Raw genomic sequence first — 15,487 nt, 5'->3', positions numbered from 1 at the left:
GCTAAGCTTTTTTCGCCTTTGCCAGCATCGCCCGAATATTAGCGACGTTGGCCTGGCCTTTTTGCATCCGCTCTTCAGGCGTAATGGTTTTGCGTGCCTGCTCCCAGATAAGGTCGTCCTGAGGGAGCTCCAGCAGAAAACGACTCGGTTCAGGACGCACCAGCTCGCCATATTGCCGGCGCTCCTTACAGAGCGTAAAGGTCAGCTCTTTCTGCGCACGGGTGATGCCAACGTAGGCCAGGCGGCGCTCTTCATCGACGTTATCTTCATCAATGCTGCTTTGGTGCGGCAGCAATCCCTCTTCCATTCCCACCAGATAAACGTAGGGGAACTCCAGCCCCTTTGACGCATGGAGAGTCATCAGCTGCACCTGATCCAGCTCTTCATCCGATTCGCCGCGCTCCATCATGTCGCGCAGGGTAAAGCGGGTGACCACCTGGGTCAGGGTCATCGGCTCATCGATTTCGCTGCCTTCCAGCATCTCGGTCATCCAGGTAAACAGCTGGTTGACGTTTTTCATGCGCATTTCCGCGGCTTTCGGGCTGGGCGAGGTTTCATACAGCCAGGATTCGTAGTCGATCCCGCGAATCAAATCGCGCACGGCGTTGACCGGCTCGCGTTCGGCCAGCTGCTGGATCTCGCGTAGCCAGTGGGTGAAGCGGGTGAGAGATTCATAGCCGCGCCCGGTCAGCGTCTGGCTGAGACCCATATCAAAGCTGGCGGTGAACAATCCTTTGTTGCGGCCCATCGCCCACTCACCGAGCTTTTGCAGCGTCGCCGGGCCGATCTCGCGCTTCGGCGTGTTGACGATACGCAGGAAGGCGCTGTCGTCGTCCGGGTTGGTCAGCACGCGCAGATAGGCCAGCAGATCTTTAATTTCCGGACGCGAAAAGAACGACGTGCCGCCGGAGATTTTGTACGGGATGCGGTTCTGCATCAGCATCTTTTCAAAGACCCGCGACTGGTGATTGCCGCGATAAAGGATCGCGTAGTCTTTGTAATTGGTTTTATTAATGAAGTGGTGGGCGATCAGCTCCCCGGCCACGCGCTCCGCTTCATGATCTTCATTGTTGGCGGAGAGCACTTTCAGCTCCGCGCCATATCCCAGTTCGGAGAACAGCCGCTTTTCAAAGACGTGAGGGTTATTGGCGATCAAAATGTTGGCGGCTTTCAGAATACGCCCGGATGAGCGGTAGTTCTGCTCAAGCTTGATCACCTGCAGCGCCGGGAAGTCCTGGCTGAGCAGCACCAGGTTCTGCGGCCGCGCGCCGCGCCAGGAGTAGATCGACTGGTCGTCATCGCCCACCACGGTAAAGCGCGCCCGCTGACCCACCAGCAGTTTCACCAGCTCATACTGGCTGGTATTGGTATCCTGATACTCATCCACCAGCAGGTAGCGGATCTTATTTTGCCAGCGCTCGCGCACCTCCTCGTTGCGCTGCAGCAGCAGCGTTGGCAGCAGGATCAGATCGTCAAAATCGAGGACATTGCAGGCCTTCATGTGCGCGTCGTATAGCCCATAGCAGTGGGCGAAAATACGATCCCGTTCGCCTTTCGCGCCAGCGGCGGCCTGCGCCGGGGTTTTTAGATCGTTTTTCCAGTTGGAGATCGTCGAGATCAGCTGCTGAAGCACCACTTTGTCATCTTCGATCAACCCTTCGGTCAGTTCCTTAAGCAGCGCCACCTGGTCGGTATCGTCGAATAAGGAAAAGTTAGACTTCATACCCAGCGCAGCGTATTCGCGCTTAATGATATCCAGCCCCAAAGTGTGGAAGGTGGAAATCATCAGCCCACGCGCCTCTTTGCGCCCCAGCGTTTGCCCAACGCGCTCTTTCATCTCGCGCGCGGCTTTGTTGGTAAAGGTCACGGCCGCGATATGGCGCGCCTGATAGCCGCAGCCGCGGATCAGGTGGGCGATTTTATTCGTAATAACGCGGGTCTTACCGGAACCGGCGCCCGCCAGCACCAGGCACGGTCCGGTGACGAATTCGACGGCTTGTTGTTGGCCAGGGTTTAAACGCATGGGAGTCTTGCTCAATCTTCGAACGGGGTGGGGATTGTAGCAGAAAGCGGAGCCGAGATTTACTGACTGATGGTAAAGTGTCAGCCACGCAAACCATCCTGAGAATGATGTCATGGCAAAAAGCGCAGCGGCCCTGCATATCCTGGTCAAAGAAGAGAAACTGGCGCTGGAGATCCTCGCCAAACTGGAGCGGGGCGTCAGCTTCGATCATCTGGCGAAACGCTATTCTAAATGTCCGTCTGGCCGCAACGGCGGCGACTTAGGCGAGTTTCAGCAAGGCGCGATGGTCGGTCCGTTTGATCAAGCCGTCTTCAGCTGTCCGCTGCTCAAACCCTATGGCCCGGTGAAAACCAAATTCGGCTACCACATCATCAAGGTGCTGTATCGCCGCTAGCGCGTGATACTATGGCGCCCTGATTTATCCCAACTCACTCAAGGCGCAATCATGGCTAAAACCGCGGCAGCACTGCATATCCTGGTAAAAGAAGAGAAACTGGCGCTCGATCTGCTCGAGCAGCTCAAAAACGGCGCCGATTTCGGCAAGCTGGCAAAGAAACACTCCATTTGTCCGTCAGGCAAACGCGGCGGCGATCTGGGTGAGTTCCGCCAGGGCCAGATGGTACCGGCCTTCGATAAAGTGGTCTTCTCCTGCCCTGAACTGGAGCCAACCGGCCCGCTGCATACCCAGTTCGGCTACCACATCATCAAAGTGCTGTACCGGAAATAATAAAAAAACCCGGGGATCTTAATCTCCGGGTTTTTGCCTGATGGCGCTTCGCTTATCAGGCCTACTAAACAAATCCATGCCTCTATGGATTTCGGCTTGCCGGAAGGCGGCAAGGAAGTACATCCCCAGCAACAAAGATTACTATGTGACTGGGGTGTACGTACCGTAGCCAACGCATCGGCAAGTCGAAAGACGACGAGGAATTAGCCGGCTACCGCGATACGCTTCATATCGGTCATATAACCGCGCAGTTTCTTACCAACCTGCTCGATAGCGTGGCTGCGAATCGCTTCGTTCACATCGCGCAGCTGCGCGTTATCTACCGCGCCTTCGGCAATCGCTGTGCCCAGGTCGCCGGTCTGCAGGGTGGTCATGAACTCTTTCAGCAGCGGTACGCAAGCGTAAGAGAACAGGTAGTTACCATATTCAGCGGTATCGGAAATAACCACGTTCATCTCATACAGACGCTTACGGGCGATGGTGTTGGCGATAAGCGGCAGCTCATGCAGTGATTCGTAGTAAGCAGACTCTTCGATGATGCCGGAGGCCACCATGGTTTCGAAGGCCAGCTCAACGCCCGCTTTCACCATCGCGATCATCAGAACGCCTTTATCGAAGTACTCCTGCTCGCCGATTTTGCCTTCATATTGCGGCGCGGTTTCGAAGGCGGTTTTGCCGGTCTCTTCACGCCAGGTCAGCAGTTTCTTATCATCATTCGCCCAGTCCGCCATCATGCCGGAGGAGAATTCGCCGGAGATGATGTCGTCCATGTGTTTCTGGAACAGCGGCGCCATGATCTCTTTCAGCTGCTCGGACAGCGCATAAGCGCGCAGTTTCGCCGGGTTGGAGAGGCGATCCATCATCAGGGTGATGCCGCCCTGCTTCAGCGCTTCGGTGATGGTTTCCCAGCCGAACTGAATCAGTTTTTCTGCATACGCCGGATCGGTACCTTCCGCCACCAGCTTGTCGAAGCACAGCAGAGAACCCGCCTGCAGCATGCCGCAAAGGATGGTTTGCTCGCCCATCAGGTCAGATTTCACTTCCGCCACGAAGGAAGACTCCAGCACGCCCGCGCGGTGGCCGCCTGTCGCCGCAGCCCATGCTTTGGCAATCGCCATGCCTTCGCCTTTCGGGTCGTTTTCCGGGTGTACCGCGATAAGCGTCGGTACGCCGAAACCGCGTTTGTACTCTTCACGCACTTCGGTGCCCGGGCACTTCGGCGCCACCATCACCACGGTGATGTCTTTACGGATCTGCTCGCCCACTTCCACGATGTTGAAGCCGTGGGAGTAACCCAGCGCTGCGCCGTCTTTCATCAGCGGCTGTACGGAGCGCACAACGTCTGAGTGCTGTTTGTCCGGCGTCAGGTTAACCACCAGGTCGGCCTGCGGGATCAACTCTTCATAAGTGCCGACTTTGAAGCCGTTTTCAGTCGCTTTACGCCAGGAGGCGCGCTTCTCAGCGATCGCTTCTTTACGCAGCGCATAGGAGATATCCAGGCCGGAGTCACGCATGTTCAGACCCTGGTTCAGGCCCTGCGCGCCGCAGCCGACGATAACCACTTTTTTACCCTGAAGGTAGCTTGCGCCATCGGCGAATTCGTCGCGCGCCATAAAGCGGCATTTGCCCAGCTGTGCCAGCTGCTGGCGCAGGTTCAGTGTATTAAAGTAGTTAGCCATGTCTGTAACTCCGTGATGTTGTGTCGTGCTTATTGTTCGGTTCGCTTTTGCGAGAATGAACTTACTATATGACAGGAATTTTATTGCGGAAATTGATATATTCACAACGTCACGTTGCATTTTATGAAATACAAAACCGGGGAGTACGCGCCGTGGATTTACGCGATCTGAAAACTTTTCTGCATCTGGCGGAAAGCCGCCATTTTGGCCGCAGCGCGCGGGCCATGCACGTCAGCCCGTCGACGCTTTCGCGCCAGATCCAACGTCTGGAAGAGGACCTCGGCCAGCCGCTGTTCGTGCGAGATAATCGCACGGTGACCCTTACCGAAGCCGGGGAAGAGTTACGTACCTTTGCCCAACAGACTTTATTGCAGTATCAGCAGCTTCGTCACGTCATCGATCAGCAGGGCCCTTCGCTCTCCGGCGAGCTGCACATCTTCTGCTCTGTCACCGCCGCCTATAGCCATCTGCCGCCGATCCTCGACCGCTTTCGCGCCGCGCACCCCTCGGTGGAGATCAAGCTCTCGACCGGCGACGCCGCCGACGCTATGGAGAAGGTCGTCACCGGCGAAGCCGACCTGGCGATTGCCGGTAAGCCGGAGACTCTGCCAGGGTCGGTGGCGTTTTCGATGCTGGAGAACCTCGCCGTGGTGTTAATTGCCCCGGCCCTTCCCTGCCCGGTGCGCAACCAGGTGACCGTCGAGCGCCCCGACTGGTCGACAGTGCCCTTTATCATGGCCGACCAGGGGCCGGTACGTCGGCGCATCGAGCTGTGGTTTCGGCGGCATAAAATCAGCAATCCGTCGATCTACGCCACCGTCGGCGGGCACGAAGCGATGGTGTCGATGGTCGCCCTGGGATGCGGCGTGGCGCTGCTGCCGGAAGTGGTGCTGGAGAACAGTCCGGAGCCGGTACGCAACAGGGTGATGATCCTGGAGCGCAGCGATGAGCAAACGCCGTTTGAGCTGGGCGTTTGCGCACAAAAAAAGCGGCTGCATGAGCCGCTTATTGATGCTTTCTGGAAAATTCTTCCCAACCACTAACCCGCGAGGAAAAAGCGGAATGCCGGGTTATGCGTTTCGTCGTGGCACTCATAGCCCAGCTCATTGAGACGAGTTTCAAAGTCCGGCTCGTGCTCGCCCAACTCGAAGGCCGCCAGTACCCGACCATAGTCAGTGCCGTGGCTGCGGTAGTGGAACAGTGAAATATTCCAGTGGGTGCCAAGGGTATGCAGGAATTTCAGCAGCGCCCCCGGCGATTCCGGAAACTCGAAGCTGAACAGCCGCTCCTGCAGCGCTTTTGACGGCCGGCCGCCGACCATATAGCGCACATGCAGCTTAGCCATCTCATCATCAGAGAGATCCACCACGCTGTAGCCGCCGTCGTTCAGTAACTGGAGGATCTCTTTCCGCTCTTCCAGGCCACGACTCAGCCGTACCCCGACAAAAATACAGGCGTCTTTGGCATCGGCAAAGCGGTAGTTGAACTCCGTCACCGAGCGGCCCCCCAGTAGCTGGCAAAACTTCAAAAAGCTACCTTTCTCTTCCGGGATCGTCACCGCCAGCAGCGCTTCGCGCTGTTCCCCGAGCTCGCAGCGCTCGGACACGTAGCGCAGGCCGTGGAAGTTGACGTTGGCCCCGGACAGAATATGAGCCAGACGCTCGCCGCGGATGTTATGCTGGGCGATATACTTTTTCATCCCCGCCAGCGCCAGCGCGCCGGAAGGCTCCGCCACCGCCCGCACATCTTCGAACAGATCTTTCATCGCCGCGCAGATAGCATCGCTATCGACGGTGATGATATCGTCCAGATACTCCTGGCATAAACGGAACGTTTCATCGCCGATGCGTTTGACCGCCACGCCTTCGGCAAACAAGCCGACGCGCGGCAGATCCACCGGATGGCCTGCGTCCAGCGCCGCCTTCAGGCAAGCAGAATCTTCCGCCTCCACCGCGATCACTTTGATCTGCGGCATCAGCTGCTTGATCAGCACCGCCACGCCCGCTGCCAGACCGCCGCCGCCCACCGGGACGAATACGCGGTCAATATGGGCATCCTGCTGCAGCAGCTCCAGCGCCAGGGTTCCCTGTCCGGCGATGACCATCGGGTGATCGAACGGCGGCACCCAGGTAAAACCCTGCTGTTGCGCCAGCTCAATCGCTCTCGCCTTCGCTTCGTCAAAGTTGGCGCCGTGCAGCAGCACTTCGCCGCCAAAGCCGCGAACGGCATCGACTTTGATATCGGCGGTCGCTACCGGCATCACGATCAGCGCCTTAACGCCCAGCCGCGATGCGGAAAACGCCACGCCCTGGGCATGGTTGCCCGCCGAAGCGGTGATCACCCCGTGGGATTTCTGTTCGGCAGTCAGGCTGGACATCATCGCGTAAGCGCCGCGCAGCTTAAAGCTGTGTACCGGCTGGCGATCTTCACGCTTCACCAGAATAACGTTATCCAGCCGCGACGAGAGCTTATCCATTTTTTGCAGCGGCGTTTTCTGCACCGCTTCATAAACCGGCGCGCGCAGCACTGCTCGCAGGTACTCGGCGCCCTCAGGGGCGCCGGACAAGGGTTGTGAATCCGCCATGATTAGCCACCCAGCTTGGATTTATCGCGTACCGCGCCTTTGTCGGCGCTGGTCGCCAGGCTGGCGTAGGCGCGAAGAGCAAAGGAGACCTGACGCTGGCGATTCTTCGGCGTCCACGCCTGGTCGCCACGCGCTTCCTGGGCTTCACGACGCGCCGCAATTTCCGCATCGCTCAGCTGCAGCTGGATGCTGCGGTTCGGAATATCAATCGCGATCATGTCGCCATCTTCAATGAGCGCAATGTTGCCGCCGCTCGCCGCTTCCGGAGAGACGTGACCGATAGAGAGCCCTGAGGTGCCGCCGGAGAAACGGCCATCGGTGATCAGCGCGCACGCTTTGCCCAGCCCCATCGACTTCAGGAAGCTGGTGGGGTAAAGCATCTCCTGCATCCCCGGCCCGCCTTTCGGCCCTTCGTAGCGGATCACCACGACGTCGCCTTCCACGACTTTACCGCCGAGGATGGCCTCAACCGCATCGTCCTGGCTCTCATATACTTTCGCCGGACCGGTAAATTTCAGGATGCTGTCGTCCACGCCGGCGGTTTTCACGATACAACCGTTTTCTGCGAAATTGCCGTACAGCACCGCCAGGCCGCCGTCCTTGCTGTAAGCGTGTTCCAGAGAACGGATACAGCCTTCGGCGCGATCGTCATCCAGGGTATCCCAGCGGCAGTCTTGCGAGAACGCCTGGGTGGTACGAATGCCCGCCGGGCCGGCGCGGAACATTTTTTTCACCGCGTCGTCCTGGGTCACCATCACATCGTACTGTTCCAGGGTCTGCGGCAGCGTCAGGCCAAGGACGTTTTTGACCTCGCGATTCAGCAGCCCGGCGCGGTCCAGCTCGCCCAGAATGCCCAGCACGCCGCCGGCGCGATGCACATCTTCCATATGGTATTTCTGCGTGCTCGGCGCCACCTTACACAGCTGCGGCACTTTGCGGGAGAGCTTATCGATATCGCTCATGGTGAAGTCGATTTCAGCTTCCTGCGCCGCCGCCAGCAGGTGCAGAACGGTATTGGTGGAGCCGCCCATGGCGATATCCAGCGTCATAGCGTTCTCAAAGGCCGCCTTGCTGGCGATATTGCGCGGCAGCGCGGAAGCGTCATCCTGCTCGTAATAGCGTTTGGTCAGCTCCACGATACGTTTCCCGGCGTTTAGGAACAGCTCCTTACGATCGGCGTGGGTCGCCAGCAGAGAGCCGTTGCCCGGCTGCGACAGGCCCAGCGCTTCGGTCAGGCAGTTCATGGAGTTCGCCGTGAACATCCCGGAACAGGAGCCGCAGGTCGGGCAGGCGGAGCGTTCCACCTGATTACTCTGCTCGTCGGACACTTTCGGATCCGCCCCCTGAATCATCGCATCCACCAGGTCAAGCTTGATGATTTTATCTGACAGCTTGGTCTTCCCGGCTTCCATCGGGCCGCCGGACACAAAGATCACCGGAATGTTCAGGCGCAGGGAAGCCATCAGCATCCCCGGGGTGATTTTGTCGCAGTTGGAGATACAAACCATGGCATCAGCGCAGTGGGCGTTAACCATATACTCCACCGAGTCGGCGATCAGCTCGCGGGATGGCAGTGAATAGAGCATACCCCCGTGGCCCATAGCGATCCCATCATCCACTGCGATGGTGTTGAATTCTTTGGCCACGCCACCGGCGGCTTCAATCTGCTCGGCAACCAGTTTGCCGAGATCGCGCAGGTGCACGTGCCCGGGGACAAACTGGGTAAAGGAGTTAACGACGGCGATAATCGGTTTGCCGAAATCGGCATCGGTCATTCCGGTTGCGCGCCACAACGCGCGGGCGCCCGCCATATTGCGGCCATGTGTGGTGGTGGCGGAACGGTACTTAGGCATGCTCTTTTTACTCCCATCTGTGTTTATTAAATGGGACGGTGCGTGCCGTCCCATTTTTAATTACTTACTTACCGGATCCAACCAGCCCCATTTATCTTCTGTTTCACCGGTGAAGAGGCCAAAGAAGGCTTCCTGAATGCGTTTGGTTACCGGACCGCGACGGCCTGCGCCGACCTGGATGCCGTCCACGCTGCGTACCGGGGTGATTTCCGCCGCAGTGCCGGACATGAAGACTTCATCCGCCAGATACAGGGATTCACGGGACAACACCTGCTCGCGGACTTCGATACCAAGATCTTTCGCCAGCTTGATAATGGCGTCGCGGGTAATGCCCGGCAGCGCGGAAGAGGTAAACGGCGGGGTGAACAGTACACCGTCCTTCACTTCAAACAGGTTTTCCCCTGCGCCTTCGGAGATATAGCCGTTAACATCGAGGGCGATACCTTCCTGATAGCCATGGCGACGCGCTTCACTGCCAACCAGCAGCGAGGAAAGATAATTACCACCGGCTTTCGCTGCCGTCGGGATAGTGTTCGGCGCCGCGCGGTTCCAGGAAGAGACCATTGCATCGATCCCCTGCTCAAGCGCTTCTGCGCCGAGGTAGGCTCCCCATGGGAACGCCGCGATGATCACGTCAGTGTTGTAACCCGGAGGCGGGTTTACCCCCATGCCGACATCGCCAACAAACACCAGCGGACGGATATAAGCGCTGGTCAGATTATTGGTTCGAATGACTTCGCGGCAGGCTTCCATCAGTTCGTCGACGCTCTGGGAGACCGGGAAACGATAAATTTTGGCTGAATCATGCAGACGCTGCATATGTTCGCGATGACGGAACACCACCGGGCCTTTGTGCGAGTCGTAGCAACGGATCCCCTCGAATACCGAGGTACCGTAGTGCAGCGCATGGGACATCACATGAACTTTCGCTTCGCCCCACGGAACCATCTCGCCATTGAACCAAATGTAATCAGCTTTTTTCGTCGTCATTTTTCTTCCTTTGCGCTCAGGCGCGGATTTGTTGTGATGTGGGTTGCTGGATCTCGACGCAGGCAACGTCGACCAGTTTGCTTAATTGACTAAACAGTAATTCGACGGGCCGCGGGCTGGCAACGGTCAATTCGATATTTATGTTCTGTGCGTCCGGCGCGGTTTCCATGTTCATTGCGCAGATGTGGAAACCCCGGTGGCGGACAACGCGCAGCACGCGCTCTAAGGTTTCCGGATTGAAACGTGCCTGTAAAGCGACCTGATGTTGCATCATGATAATTTCTCCAGCATTTCAGAGTTACTGGCGCCGGGCGGCACCAACGGCCAGACATTCTCAAGTTCGTCGATTGAGACATGAAGCAGGTATGGCCCCTGGCTCGAAAGCATGGTGTCGAGTGCCGCTTCAACCTGGTCTTTACGGGTGATGTGTTGGCCAGGAATACCGAAGGCGCTGGCCAGCGTGAGGAAATCAGGGTTATCAGTCAGAGTGGTTTCGCTATAACGTTCCTGGAAAAACAGCTGCTGCCATTGTCGAACCATCCCTAACCGCTGGTTGTCGAGTAACACGATCTTCAGCGGTAACTGCTTGCGTTTAACGGTGCCCAGCTCCTGTACATTCATCATGAAGGAGCCGTCACCGGAGATACAGATCACCGTATCGTTAGGGCGAGCCACCTGGGCGCCAACGGCGGCCGGCAGGCCAAAGCCCATGGTGCCTAAGCCGCTGGAGGTGATAAAGTTTTCCGGGCGGGTATAGGTCATATGCTGAGCCGACCACATTTGGTGTTGGCCAACGTCGGTGGTCACCACGCTGTCCGCCGGCTTGCGGTCGGAAAGCTGCTTCAGCAGCAGCGGCGCGTAGATTGCCTCACCGGGATGATCGTAACGCCAGGCATGCTCGGCACGCAGTGCGGCACTCCGCTCGCGCCAGCCATCGATAGCTAACGGCTGCTGCAGCGCCGGCAGCAGGCAGTTCAGATCGCCTGTCAGACCGATATGCGCCTGACGCAGCTTGTTCAGCTCCGCCGGATCGATGTCCATGTGGATCACTTTGGCATGCGGTGCGAAGGTATTGAGCTTACCGGTCACGCGATCGTCAAAGCGCGCGCCGACGGCGATCAGCAGATCGCACTCCTGTACCGCCAGGTTGGCCGCCTTAGTGCCGTGCATTCCCAGCATGCCGAGATAATAGGGATAATCAGCATCCACCACGCCCAGCCCTTTCAGGGTGCAGGTTGCCGGCATCCTGGTCACCGCCAAGAATTCGCGCAAAGCCGGTACCGCCTGCGCCATGCCGACCCCGCCGCCAACATACAGCATCGGTTGCTGCGATTGGGCCAGCATCTGCAGAGCCTGCGCCACTTCCGCCTGCGGAAATGCCATCTCATCGGCGACGGTAGAGAAATGGGGATCGAGGTCGCCCTGCGCCATCTGAATATCCTTAGGGATATCAACCAGCACCGGACCTGGACGGCCTGAGTTTGCCACCTGGAAAGCCTCAGCAATAACCCGCGGCAGTTCGTCCAGAGACTGCACAAGGAAACTGTGCTTAGTACAGGCCAGTGACAAACCGAGAACGTCTACTTCCTGGAACGCATCCGTGCCGATGAAGGGTGCGGCCACCTGGCCGGTGATAGCTACGATGGGAATAGAGTCAAGCAGGGCGTCCGCCAGGCCGGTGATCAGATTGGTCGCGCCCGGGCCGGACGTCGCGATACACACCCCGGTTTTACCGGTTGCTCGCGCATAACCAATGGCCGCCATGGCTGCCCCTTGCTCATGCCGGCACAGCAGGTGCTCCACGCCGCCGTCATACAGTGCATCGTAAACCGGCATAATTGCGCCACCCGGATAGCCAAAAACTGTGTCGACTCCCTGTGTCCGCAAAGCATGTACCACCCACTGCGCGCCATTCATAGTTAGTTCCCCGTCATAAATCGGGAGAAACAGAATTTTATGCTAAAAGTCATCATCTGCTCCTCGCTTAGGTTATTTCAGTTATAAAAAAACCCCCGGACCTTTCGGTGCGGGGGTCTTAGTTCGTTAAGGCTTGATTTCTAAGCCTTTCCTCGTCCAAGTGCAGCCCCGCACGGTGGGATAATAATCACCACCACGCTAATCACGACCAGGCTAATCACTCGTAGAAGGGCTGTCATTTTCTATACTTTCTGGCTTCTTGTTCGAAGGAATACCTAAAGAGTTACCACAGACATCACATAAAGCACAAGATTTTTTTATATCTTCGTTGCTGATCAGCCTAACGGTTTCAATAAAAATAATTGTTTTATATGAAAAAAATCAAAAATGAAAAAAATTCAGTTTTCTCACCCCTGCCGCGCTCTTCGGCGCCCTCTTTGCCAACATAGCTCTGTTTTGCGATCAAACGTCCATTTTCGGCTAAATGTAACGATGTGCCGCGAAAAGTATGGATACGCAGTTCTAAATTCGCACTTTTTCCATTCTCGCTTTACGTCATGCCAACCATAATTCTTCTCTGTCCAGGAGGTTTTATGTCGCTCGCTATCGTCTATACTCGCGCGGCGCTCGGTATCGAAGCGCCATTGATTACCGTTGAGGTTCATCTCAGCAACGGTCTTCCTGGTCTAACTATGGTCGGGCTGCCGGAAACCACCGTGAAAGAGGCCCGCGACCGGGTCCGCAGCGCCCTGATCAACAGCGGCTACGCTTTTCCTGCGAAGAAGATAACCATTAACCTGGCGCCAGCGGATCTGCCCAAAGAAGGCGGACGATACGATCTGCCCATCGCTCTCGCGCTTCTCGTTGCCTCAGAGCAGCTCAACACGACGCGACTGAATCAATATGAGTTTGTGGGCGAACTCGCCCTTACAGGTGGGTTACGAGGCGTTCCAGGGGCGATCCCCAGCGCAATGGAGGCCATCAAAGCCGGCCGGCGCATTGTCGTCTCCTCTGACAATGCGGCGGAGGTCGGCCTGATCGGCGGCAGCGATTGTCTGGTCGCCGACCATCTGCAGGAGGTTTGCGCATTTCTTGCGGGGCAGACATCGCTTTCGCCGCCTCTCGCCGAGGCGCCTGCTCGGGATGAACGCTACGAAGATCTGCTCGATGTTATCGGCCAGCAGCAGGGCAAACGAGCGCTGGAGATTGTGGCCGCCGGTGGTCACAACCTGCTCCTGATAGGCCCGCCCGGGACCGGGAAAACCATGCTAGCCAGCCGACTCCCCGGTCTCCTGCCGCCATTAAGCAATCAGGAAGCGCTGGAGAGCGCGGCCATACAGAGTCTGGTCAACCTCCACACCGCAAAGACGCGGTGGCGTCAGAGGCCGTTCCGCGCCCCCCACCATAGCGCCTCGCTGGCAGCGATGGTGGGCGGCGGCTCGATACCGGTCCCCGGTGAGATTTCCCTGGCCCATAATGGCGTGCTGTTTCTTGATGAACTGCCGGAGTTTGAGCGGCGGGTACTGGATGCGCTACGCGAACCCATTGAGTCAGGCAAGATCCACATATCACGCTCGCGCGCCAAAATTGACTATCCGGCGCGCTTTCAGCTTATTGCAGCGATGAATCCAAGCCCGACAGGACATTATCAGGGTAAACATAATCGTGCATCGCCGGAGCAGACATTGCGCTACCTTGGACGCCTGTCAGGCCCCTTCCTCGACCGCTTCGATCTTTCCTTAGAGATCCCATTGCCGCCGCCAGGAATACTGAGTCAGGGCTCGCAGGGCGAAGAATCGAGCGCAACGGTCCGGCAGCGGGTGCTGGCGGCGCGTGAACGACAAATGCTCAGGCAAAATAAACTCAATGCCCATCTTGAGAATCGTGAAATGAAGAACTGCTGTCGCTTAAGGCGGGAGGATGCTGTCTGGCTGGAACAGACGCTAACGCAGCTGGGGCTTTCTATTCGCGCCTGGCAGCGTCTGTTAAAGGTTGCGAGAACCATTGCCGATCTGGCAGAGGTTGAAGAGATTGAACGCTGTCATTTGCAGGAGGCGCTCAGCTATCGGGCAATTGATCGGATGCTCAACCATCTGCAGAAAATGATGGCGTAAAAAAAGGGCTTACGCCCTTTTTTCTTAGTCATCGCTTTCGGTGTAATCGTCAGCGCCTTCCATCTGCGGTTTGCCGCCGGACAGAGTATGGAAACGCTTCGGCCGCTTGATACGCGCCATATACTTAATCCATACGCGTTCTGCTTCCGTCACCGGCTCACGTTCACCACGGCACACCGAGACAAATTGTTTTTCATCTTCGGTAACAGGTTCGCGCTTACCCAGTTCCAGTTCGTTAAAGGCATAACCATGACGTTCCAGCAGTTGCGCCTCTTTGATGGTGAAATCACCGTGACGGGAGAACCCGCGTGGATAATTTTTATTGTCGAAAAAACGATTAGTCGTCGTAAAGCTTTCCGCCATCCTACACGCTCCTGATTCTTTGGCCGAGCTATTTATGGCGCGGAGTATTAGTTACGCTTGACAGAGCGTCAAACAAAACATTTAAATCATCACGACAAATAATTTTGTGGAGAACGGTGTGGATACGGAATTGCTCAAGACTTTCCTGGAAGTGAGTAGAACTCGTCACTTTGGGCGAGCAGCAGAGGCGCTTTACCTGACACAGTCAGCAGTCAGCTTTCGTATTCGTCAGCTGGAAAATCAACTTGGTGTGAATCTGTTCACCCGTCATCGTAATAACATCCGCCTGACGACCGCCGGCGAAAAGCTCCTCCCCTATGCCGAAACGCTCATGAATACCTGGCAGGCTGCGCGCAAGGAGGTGGCACACTCTTCGCGACATAATGAATTCTCCATTGGGGCCAGCGCCTCCCTGTGGGAATGTATGCTTAACAGCTGGCTCGGTACCCTCTACAGCGCACCTTACAATCTCCAGTTTGAAGCCCGTATCGCGCAGCGGCAGTCGTTGGTTAAACAGCTTCACGAACGCCAGTTGGATCTGCTGATCACCACCGAATCGCCGAAGATGGATGAATTAAGCAGCCAGCTGTTGGGTAATTTTACTCTTGCCCTGTATTGCGCATCGCCTGCAAAAAACAGAAATGAATTGAATTACTTGCGCCTTGAATGGGGGCCTGATTTTCAGCAAAACGAAGTGGGACTGATAGGAAGCGATGATGTTCCGCTGCTCACTACCTCTTCAGCTGAACTGATCTATCAGCAATTATCGCGCCTGAACGGCTGCTGTTGGCTACCTGCTCGCTGGGCGAAAGAGAAGCATGGGTTACATACGGTCATGGACAGCGCTACGTTATCCCGTCCACTTTATGCGATCTGGTTACAAAATAGCGATAAGCAGGCGCAGATCCATGAGATCCTGAAAAACCCTATTCTGGAATAAACGCTACTCTCCATGGACGGAGATCAGCAAGGTATTTTCGTAGGGGATATTGCCAATGGAGATTAGAGATAAAAAAAAATCCTTTGCCTGAGCAAAGGATTCTTATAAATGGCAGGGGCGGAGAGACTCGAACTCCCAACACCCGGTTTTGGAGACCGGTGCTCTACCAATTGAACTACGCCCCTAAAATTTTCTTACCACTAAGCCTGCTATTTGAGCAGGCTTAATGTTAAATAAGTGGCGGAACGGACGGGACTCGAACCCGCGACCCCCTGCGTGACAGGCAGGTATTCTAAC

Annotated in this window: 15 protein-coding genes and 1 tRNA gene; 5 read left to right on the top strand and 11 right to left on the bottom strand. The window is 56.7% G+C overall.

All coding sequences use genetic code 11. From position 1 onward, the window contains the following. Position 1: 1 nt before the first annotated feature. Positions 2–2,023 carry a DNA helicase Rep gene (gene rep, locus BHE81_RS23465; protein ID WP_004181641.1) on the bottom strand — a complete coding sequence of 674 codons (2,022 nt, stop codon included), beginning with the start codon at positions 2,021–2,023 and terminating at the stop codon, positions 2–4. Between the two features lie 112 nt (positions 2,024–2,135). Here rep and ppiC (BHE81_RS23460) point away from each other — a divergent pair, with 112 nt between their 5' ends. Both ppiC (BHE81_RS23460) and ppiC (BHE81_RS23455) read left to right on the top strand, forming a co-directional pair. Further along, the gene (gene ppiC, locus BHE81_RS23460; RefSeq protein WP_002883181.1) at positions 2,136–2,417 is read left to right on the top strand and encodes a peptidylprolyl isomerase PpiC; all 282 of its coding nucleotides are present in this window, start codon (positions 2,136–2,138) and stop codon (positions 2,415–2,417) included. A gap of 51 nt (positions 2,418–2,468) precedes the next feature. Continuing rightward, on the top strand, positions 2,469–2,750 hold the full coding sequence (ppiC, locus tag BHE81_RS23455; protein ID WP_002883180.1) for a peptidylprolyl isomerase PpiC: 282 nt from the start codon (positions 2,469–2,471) through the stop codon (positions 2,748–2,750). Positions 2,751–2,953: 203 nt separating this feature from the next. Here the strand turns inward: ppiC (BHE81_RS23455) and ilvC are convergent, their stop codons facing one another. After that, entirely contained in the window at positions 2,954–4,429 is a 1,476-nt protein-coding gene (gene ilvC / locus BHE81_RS23450) for a ketol-acid reductoisomerase (protein WP_002883178.1), read from the bottom strand. Positions 4,430–4,581: 152 nt separating this feature from the next. Here ilvC and ilvY point away from each other — a divergent pair, with 152 nt between their 5' ends. Continuing rightward, a complete protein-coding gene (gene ilvY / locus BHE81_RS23445) occupies positions 4,582–5,472 on the top strand; it encodes an HTH-type transcriptional activator IlvY (protein ID WP_002883176.1) in 891 nt (296 codons plus the stop codon). Here the strand turns inward: ilvY and ilvA are convergent. The 7 genes from ilvA to ilvL all read right to left on the bottom strand — a co-directional run bounded on the left by ilvA (position 5,469) and on the right by ilvL (position 12,012). Next, on the bottom strand, positions 5,469–7,013 hold the full coding sequence (gene ilvA / locus BHE81_RS23440; protein ID WP_002883174.1) for a threonine ammonia-lyase, biosynthetic: 1,545 nt from the start codon (positions 7,011–7,013) through the stop codon (positions 5,469–5,471). The two genes, ilvY and ilvA, sit on opposite strands and share 4 nt — an antisense overlap. A 2-nt stretch (positions 7,014–7,015) precedes the next feature. Next, positions 7,016–8,866 (bottom strand): dihydroxy-acid dehydratase, encoded by a 1,851-nt coding sequence (gene ilvD / locus BHE81_RS23435; RefSeq protein ID WP_002883173.1) that lies wholly within the window; start codon positions 8,864–8,866, stop codon positions 7,016–7,018. Positions 8,867–8,926: 60 nt separating this feature from the next. Next, positions 8,927–9,856 carry a branched-chain-amino-acid transaminase gene (ilvE, locus tag BHE81_RS23430; protein WP_002883171.1) on the bottom strand — a complete coding sequence of 310 codons (930 nt, stop codon included), beginning with the start codon at positions 9,854–9,856 and terminating at the stop codon, positions 8,927–8,929. A gap of 16 nt (positions 9,857–9,872) precedes the next feature. Then, positions 9,873–10,130 carry an acetolactate synthase 2 small subunit gene (ilvM, locus tag BHE81_RS23425; protein WP_002883170.1) on the bottom strand — a complete coding sequence of 86 codons (258 nt, stop codon included), beginning with the start codon at positions 10,128–10,130 and terminating at the stop codon, positions 9,873–9,875. Next, complete coding sequence (gene ilvG / locus BHE81_RS23420; RefSeq protein WP_002883142.1) at positions 10,127–11,773, bottom strand: acetolactate synthase 2 catalytic subunit; 1,647 nt, start codon at positions 11,771–11,773, stop codon at positions 10,127–10,129. The genes ilvM and ilvG overlap by 4 nt, the downstream gene beginning before the upstream one ends. 2 nt (positions 11,774–11,775) lie before the next feature. Beyond that, a complete protein-coding gene (gene ilvX / locus BHE81_RS29155) occupies positions 11,776–11,826 on the bottom strand; it encodes a peptide IlvX (RefSeq protein WP_175426296.1) in 51 nt (16 codons plus the stop codon). A gap of 87 nt (positions 11,827–11,913) precedes the next feature. Continuing rightward, entirely contained in the window at positions 11,914–12,012 is a 99-nt protein-coding gene (gene ilvL / locus BHE81_RS23415) for an ilv operon leader peptide (RefSeq protein WP_001311244.1), read from the bottom strand. A gap of 354 nt (positions 12,013–12,366) precedes the next feature. Between ilvL and BHE81_RS23410 the strand changes: the two genes are divergently transcribed. Further along, on the top strand, positions 12,367–13,887 hold the full coding sequence (locus tag BHE81_RS23410) for a YifB family Mg chelatase-like AAA ATPase (RefSeq protein WP_002883134.1): 1,521 nt from the start codon (positions 12,367–12,369) through the stop codon (positions 13,885–13,887). A 24-nt stretch (positions 13,888–13,911) separates the two neighbouring features. Here the strand turns inward: BHE81_RS23410 and BHE81_RS23405 are convergent, their stop codons facing one another. Continuing rightward, entirely contained in the window at positions 13,912–14,250 is a 339-nt protein-coding gene (locus BHE81_RS23405; RefSeq protein WP_004146520.1) for a DUF413 domain-containing protein, read from the bottom strand. A 118-nt stretch (positions 14,251–14,368) separates the two neighbouring features. On the opposite strand from BHE81_RS23405, the gene hdfR reads away from it, so the two are divergent. Beyond that, entirely contained in the window at positions 14,369–15,190 is an 822-nt protein-coding gene (hdfR, locus tag BHE81_RS23400; protein WP_002883081.1) for an HTH-type transcriptional regulator HdfR, read from the top strand. Positions 15,191–15,299: 109 nt separating this feature from the next. Here hdfR and BHE81_RS23395 read toward each other — a convergent pair. Continuing rightward, positions 15,300–15,375, bottom strand: a tRNA-Trp gene (locus BHE81_RS23395). Between the last annotated feature and the right edge of the window lie 112 nt (positions 15,376–15,487).

The sequence above is a fragment of the Klebsiella sp. AqSCr genome, from assembly GCF_008452795.1.
GTDB lineage: Bacteria > Pseudomonadota > Gammaproteobacteria > Enterobacterales > Enterobacteriaceae > Klebsiella > Klebsiella pneumoniae.
The sequence above is the reverse complement of the archived record's forward strand: the minus strand, read 5'-3'. Positions and strand labels throughout refer to the sequence as shown.

What these genes read in the sequence shown, in the direction of transcription:
- rep (WP_004181641.1), bottom strand. Translation starts at nt 2,023, where the DNA reads ATGCGTTTAAACCCTGGCCAACAACAAGCCGTCGAATTCGTCACCGGA.
- ppiC (WP_002883181.1), top strand. Translation starts at nt 2,136, where the DNA reads ATGGCAAAAAGCGCAGCGGCCCTGCATATCCTGGTCAAAGAAGAGAAA.
- ppiC (WP_002883180.1), top strand. Translation starts at nt 2,469, where the DNA reads ATGGCTAAAACCGCGGCAGCACTGCATATCCTGGTAAAAGAAGAGAAA.
- ilvC (WP_002883178.1), bottom strand. Translation starts at nt 4,429, where the DNA reads ATGGCTAACTACTTTAATACACTGAACCTGCGCCAGCAGCTGGCACAG.
- ilvA (WP_002883174.1), bottom strand. Translation starts at nt 7,013, where the DNA reads ATGGCGGATTCACAACCCTTGTCCGGCGCCCCTGAGGGCGCCGAGTAC.
- ilvD (WP_002883173.1), bottom strand. Translation starts at nt 8,866, where the DNA reads ATGCCTAAGTACCGTTCCGCCACCACCACACATGGCCGCAATATGGCG.
- ilvE (WP_002883171.1), bottom strand. Translation starts at nt 9,856, where the DNA reads ATGACGACGAAAAAAGCTGATTACATTTGGTTCAATGGCGAGATGGTT.
- ilvM (WP_002883170.1), bottom strand. Translation starts at nt 10,130, where the DNA reads ATGATGCAACATCAGGTCGCTTTACAGGCACGTTTCAATCCGGAAACC.
- ilvG (WP_002883142.1), bottom strand. Translation starts at nt 11,773, where the DNA reads ATGAATGGCGCGCAGTGGGTGGTACATGCTTTGCGGACACAGGGAGTC.
- ilvL (WP_001311244.1), bottom strand. Translation starts at nt 12,012, where the DNA reads ATGACAGCCCTTCTACGAGTGATTAGCCTGGTCGTGATTAGCGTGGTG.
- BHE81_RS23410 (WP_002883134.1), top strand. Translation starts at nt 12,367, where the DNA reads ATGTCGCTCGCTATCGTCTATACTCGCGCGGCGCTCGGTATCGAAGCG.
- BHE81_RS23405 (WP_004146520.1), bottom strand. Translation starts at nt 14,250, where the DNA reads ATGGCGGAAAGCTTTACGACGACTAATCGTTTTTTCGACAATAAAAAT.